Raw genomic sequence first — 5,390 nt, forward strand, 5'->3', positions numbered from 1 at the left:
AGGCTGGCCCCAGCGTGCTGAAGGGAGGTCCGGGTGGTGGAGCGGGAGCCGCGGGTGGCGTTCGTGCTCGGGGGTGGCGGGGTGCTCGGCGCGCACGAGGTCGGCATGCTGCGGGCGCTGGAGGAGACCGGCGTCCGGCCCGACCTCGTCGTCGGGACGTCGATCGGCGCCCTGAACGGCGTGTTCGTCGCGGCGGACCCGGCGGCGGCGGTCGAGCGGCTGACCAGCCTGTGGTCGGACGACTCCGTCCGCGAGGTGTTCGGCGCACGCGTCTGGTCGCGGCTGTGGACGCTCGCCCGCTCCGGCACGCACCTGCACTCCAACGAGCCGCTGCGCCGGATGCTGGACGAGCTGCTCCCCGTCCCGTCGTTCGAGGAGCTGGACGTCCCCTACCAGTGCGTCGCCGCCGGGATCGAGACGGCGATGGCGCACTGGTTCACCGAGGGCCCGCTGATCCCGGCGGTGCTGGCGTCGTCCGCCGCGCCGGGCCTGCTGCCGCCCGTCCGGATCGGGGACCGGCACTACTTCGACGGCGGGCTCGTCCACAGCATCCCGGTCGGCCGGGCCGTCATGCTGGGCGCGACCACCATCTACGTCCTGCACGTCGGGCGGATCGAACGCGCCCTCGCGCCGCCGCGCCGGCCGTGGGAGGTCGGCCTCGTCTCGTTCGAGATCGCGCGCCGGCACCGGTTCTTCGAGGAGATGGCCACCCTCCCGGACGGCCTGACCGTGCACGTCCTCCCCGCCGGGGGCAAGTCGCAGAAGGCCGGCGTCGACCTCGCCCAGATGCGCTACAAGAACGTCTCCGGAATCCAGGCTCACATCGAACGCGCTTATCAGGCATCGTTGAGATACCTGAAGGAGCGATCGTGAGATGCTGCCACCCCGTTTCGTCCGCCGGCTGGTGTTCACGCCGCTGCTGTTCGTCCTGACCCTGCTCGTCGTCGCGGTCTTCCCGGTCGGCTACGCGGTGACCGCGCTGGCCGGGCGCGAACGCAAGCGCGCCCTCCGGCTGCTGTGGTTCACGCTGGCGTGGGGGACGCGGGAGTCGGCCGCCGTCCTGGCGTGCGGGTGGCTGTGGCTGCGCGGCCGCGCCCGCGACGACCGGCACTACGACATCATCCGCCGCTACGTCGCCGCCCTATACGCGACGGCGCAGCAACGCCTCGGCCTGCGCGTCGAGGTCGACGGCACCTGGGAGAGCACCGGCCAGGACCGGCCGCTCATCGTCCTCAGCCGGCACGCCGGGCCGGGCGACGCGCTCCTGCTCGTCCACCACCTGCTGTCGGACTACCGGCGCCGGCCGCGCGTGGTCATGAAGGCGCAACTCCAGTACGACCCCTGCATCGACATCGCCGCCAACCGGCTGCCGAACGTGTTCGTCACCCCGGGCGGCGGCGCGGTCGACGACATCGGGCGGCTGGCCCGCGACCTCGGCCCCCGCGACGCGCTGCTGATCTTCCCCGAGGGCGGCAACTTCACCCCGGAGCGCCGCAGCCGCGCCATCCGCCGCCTCACCCGGCTCCGCCGCCCGGACGAGGCGGCCCGCGCCGCCGCGATGCGCAACCTGATGCCGCCCCGGCCCGGCGGCGTGCTCGCCGCGCTGGACTCCGCGCCGTCCGCCGACGTCGTGTTCGTCGCGCACTGCGGGCTCGACGACATGACCACGGTCCGCGACATCTGGCGGCGCGTCCCGCTCGCCGGCACGGTCCAGGCCCGCTGGTGGCGCATCACCGCCGAGGACGTCCCCGCCGGCCGCGATGCCCGCATCGACTGGCTGTACGAGCAGTGGGAGCGCGCCGACGCCTGGATCAGCGCCAACCGCGAGGTGACATCATGGACGCATGGGCGATGAGGGGTCCGTGCGGGTCGACCTGTGGATCTGGTCCGTGCGGCTGCTGAAGACCCGCTCGATGGCGACGACCGCGTGCCGGGCGGGCCACGTCCGCGTGAACGACGAGCGCGCCAAGCCGTCCACCGCGGTGAAGGCCGGCGACACCGTGCGGCTCCGCCATGACGGGCGGGAGCGGATCGTCGTCGTGCAGAAGATCGTCCGCAAGCGGGTCGGGGCGCCCGCCGCCGCCGAGTGCCTGATCGACAAGAGCCCGCCCCCGCCGCCGCGCGAGGCGCTCATCCCCATCGGCCGCCGCGAGCGCGGTGCGGGCCGTCCCACCAAGCGCGACCGCCGCGAGCTCGAACGCGTCCTGGACCGCTACCGCACCCTGAACGACCCACCGCGGGACGACTGACGTCAGATCGAGCGGCCCAGCACGGTGCCGTCGGCGGCGAGCGCCTCGGCGACGACCTTGTCGGCGGCGGGGAGCACGACCGACGTCTCGAAGCCGGCCCGTTTCGCGGTCTTCGCGTGGACGAGGCGGCGGGAGCCGGTGAGGAAGCGCCACGCCGCCACGTCCGTCGCGCCGTTCCAGCTCACGTGCACCCGCATCTGGCCGCCGGCCGGCGACTCGACCGCCACGTCGGGCGGGGCGGCGGGACGTCCCGTCCAGGGAGAGCGGTAGGAGCGGTAGGAGCCGTCACCGACGCCCGTGATCTCCAGGACGGGCGTTCCCTCGGCGTCGAACTCGGTCATCTTCGGCGTGGAGCCCCAGCCGATGACCGCGTTCCCGTCCGGCAGCGTCTGGATGTTGCCCATGTACTGCCCGTACGTCGCGCCGTCGCTGTACTCCGCCGCCCGCGTCACGGTCCGGTCGGTCTCGTCGACCTTGAGGACGAGCCCGCGCGACGGGCCGTCGCCCACGGCGTCGATGTGGTTGTCGAACAGCGTGATCGCCCCGTCCGGGCGGCGGCGGGCGTCGTGCTGCCACGCGAACGCGGCGCCTTCCCCGAACGTGAAGTCGCTGCGCTTGCCGCCCAGCCGCCAGCGGACGGCGCCCGTGCCGCGGTCGAGGGAGTAGAGCGCGCAGGTGTTGCGGGCGGAGATGAGCAGCGCGTCCCCGTCGTCCTGGACGGAGTTGATGTGGACCGGGTCGAACACCGCGCCGTCGTCCTTCTTGGGCAACGGGGTGCGGGTCTCGGCGATGCGCAAGTGGTCGAGGGCGCTCCAGTCGAGCAGGACCTTGCCCGTGTCGATGTCGATCTCCTGGACGCGTCCGTCCAGGACCCGCCCCTTGCGCGGCCCGCCGATCGGCCGCAGGTCGGCGGTGACCTCCGGATACGCGATGACCAGCGCCGTCCCGCGGTCGGTGAGCACGAACTCGTGCAGATCGCTCTTGACGCCGTCGCCGGCCCGCACCTCGGCGACCCGCTGGTAGTCCTGCCCGAGGACGACGCCGGCGCCCTCCCCGTGCCCGCCTTCCTTGCGGTCGCCCTCCCAGTAGGTGAGGACGGGTTCGCCGGCGTGCTCCTGCACCCGCACGTCGGTGATCAGCCGGTCGGACCGGTGGACCCAGACGGGCTCGCCCCGGTCGTCGACGATGAGCGCGTCCGCGGTGTCCGTCCCGCGGAAGGGCGCGAGGAACAGCAGGCCGTCGCCCGTGGGGCCGAGCCGCCGCGCCCGAAGCCCCGGCGGCCGGACGTCCGGCATGGTGAGGTAGCCGTCGGCCAATGCGCGGGAGGTGGCCGACGACCGGGTGCTCGCGGCGCCGCTCAGGAGCGCGGCCCCTCCGACGAGTCCCGACAGGAGGAAACCGCGACGCGTAAGGCTCATGCGGGCCGGTCTACCCGACGAGTCTGAAAAGTTGATGAGCGTCGCCTGAGATCACCCGTCCCCGTCGGCGAAGCGGCGCTCGGACTCCAGCGCGGACGCCACGTCCCGCGGATAGGTGTGCCGGGCCCGGAGCAGCAGCAGCCCGTTGAGCAGCAGCGGCACCAGCGCCAGCAGGAACACCCGGTCGAGGCCGGTCCCCGAGCCGCGGCCCGAGTCGAGCAGGCCCGACAGCCACCCGAACAGCACGGGCGCCGCCGCCTCCGCGGCCATCCGCACGATCGTCCGGATGGACTCGGCCCGCCCCCACAGCCGGAAGTGGACGATGTCCAGCCGCACCGCGTCCAGCGGCGGGTTCGCGGCGGCGAGCGCCGCGGCGGCCAGCGTGAACAGCGGCAGCGCGATCAGCGCCTGGCCGCTGAGCAGGCCGGGCAGGAACAGGACGGCCGACGCCGCGAACGCCACCCCCGGCACGTTGATCCGCGCGGCGACCTTCCCCTTCCGGACGAGCCGGTCGGCCAGCCGCCCGCCGATCAGCACCCCGGCCAGCGCCGCGAGCCCGATGACCGGCAGGAACGCCGACAGTTCGCCCCGGCTGACCGCGTACCGCTCCTGCACGAAGACCAGCGCGAACGTGCGCAGCCCGGCGAAGAAGAAGTACCCGATCGCGGACGCCACGATGATGATCACGTTGGTGCGGATCCTGAGCACGTGCCGGGCCGCGTCCAGGAGCGACATCCGCGCCGGATCGGTGTCCAGGACGATCGCGGGATCCGGCTCCACATCCGACTCGTCCACCTGCTGCCGCGCGAGTTCCTCGCCCCTCCCGGCGGCGGTCCCCTGCGCGCCCCGCTCCGGCTCGGGCAGCATCCGCCACAGCAGCACGGCGAGGACGAACCCCAGCAGGGCGACGAACCAGAACGCGACCCGCCAGCTGAGGAACGCGGCGATGTTCCCGCCCGCGAGCAGCCCGAACCCGACCCCGATCAGTTCCCCGGCGAGGATCCGGCCGTACGTCCCGGCCCGCTCCGCGGGCGGGAACAGGTCCCCGATCAGCGACGCGACCGTGGGCCCCGCCGTCGCCGTCACCGCCCCCAGCGCCACCCGGGACGACAGCAGCCACTCATACGACTGGGCCATCCCCCCGATGATCATCGCGAGGCTCCACAGCGCCACGCTGCCCGCCAGCAGCGGCACCCGCGGCACCCGGTCGGTCAGCTGCCCCACCGGCACCGTCGCCACCGCGCCCACCGCCGCCGGCGCCGCCGTCAGGATCCCGACCTGCGTGTTGCCGATGTGCAGCGAGTCCCGCAGCTCCTGGACGATCGCTCCGATCACCCCGGTGTCGGCCGCGTTGAGCGCCAGCACGCACGCCAGCAGCACCACGACACGGGCCCGGCGCGACCCTCCCAGCCGGTCCGCAAGAGCGGTGCCCAGTCGCCTGAACGGCCGCGGGGCTCGCGCCGACGTCACCAACCCCTACTGCCCGCGCACGGACCAGGTATGTACCGGCCCCGTTCAGGTGGACTGGAACAACTCCACGGGGTTCCCGGACGGATCGTCCACCAGGACCTGCTTGCCGCCGACCCCGGTCACGACCGTGTTCCGGAAAGGCACCCTGGCCTTCTCGAGCCGGGCGACCTCGTGCTCGATGTCGTCGACCGGCAGCGAGATCCGGTTCCACCCGCCTGGCTCGGGCACCCGCCCGTCCGGCATGGCCTGCCCG

General features: G+C 73.6%; 6 protein-coding genes. 3 read left to right on the forward strand and 3 right to left on the reverse strand.

All coding sequences use genetic code 11. The features are described 5' to 3' along the window. The first annotated feature begins 33 nt into the window (after positions 1-33). From E1293_RS44090 to E1293_RS44100, 3 genes are read left to right on the forward strand one after another with little or no spacing between them, the layout of a single operon-like run. A complete protein-coding gene (locus tag E1293_RS44090; RefSeq protein ID WP_132205650.1) occupies positions 34-873 on the forward strand; it encodes a patatin-like phospholipase family protein in 840 nt (279 codons plus the stop codon). A gap of 1 nt (position 874) precedes the next feature. After that, on the forward strand, positions 875-1,855 hold the full coding sequence (locus tag E1293_RS44095) for a 1-acyl-sn-glycerol-3-phosphate acyltransferase (RefSeq protein WP_132205652.1): 981 nt from the start codon (positions 875-877) through the stop codon (positions 1,853-1,855). Next, a complete protein-coding gene (locus tag E1293_RS44100) occupies positions 1,845-2,249 on the forward strand; it encodes an RNA-binding S4 domain-containing protein (RefSeq protein WP_132205654.1) in 405 nt (134 codons plus the stop codon). The genes E1293_RS44095 and E1293_RS44100 overlap by 11 nt, the downstream gene beginning before the upstream one ends. 2 nt (positions 2,250-2,251) lie before the next feature. On the opposite strand, the gene E1293_RS44105 is transcribed toward E1293_RS44100, so the two are convergent. The 3 genes from E1293_RS44105 to E1293_RS44115 form a co-directional block, all read right to left on the reverse strand. Further along, positions 2,252-3,667, reverse strand: a complete 1,416-nt coding sequence (locus E1293_RS44105; protein ID WP_132205656.1) for an arylsulfotransferase family protein — start codon at positions 3,665-3,667, stop codon at positions 2,252-2,254. Between the two features lie 51 nt (positions 3,668-3,718). Then, the gene (locus tag E1293_RS44110) at positions 3,719-5,050 is read right to left on the reverse strand and encodes an MFS transporter (RefSeq protein ID WP_165978682.1); all 1,332 of its coding nucleotides are present in this window, start codon (positions 5,048-5,050) and stop codon (positions 3,719-3,721) included. A 132-nt stretch (positions 5,051-5,182) separates the two neighbouring features. After that, positions 5,183-5,390: VOC family protein (locus E1293_RS44115; RefSeq protein WP_132205660.1), on the reverse strand; the 208-nt coding region annotated here is incomplete at its 5' end.

It is taken from the genome of Actinomadura darangshiensis (assembly GCF_004349235.1).
GTDB classification, from domain to species: Bacteria; Actinomycetota; Actinomycetes; order Streptosporangiales; family Streptosporangiaceae; genus Spirillospora; species Spirillospora darangshiensis.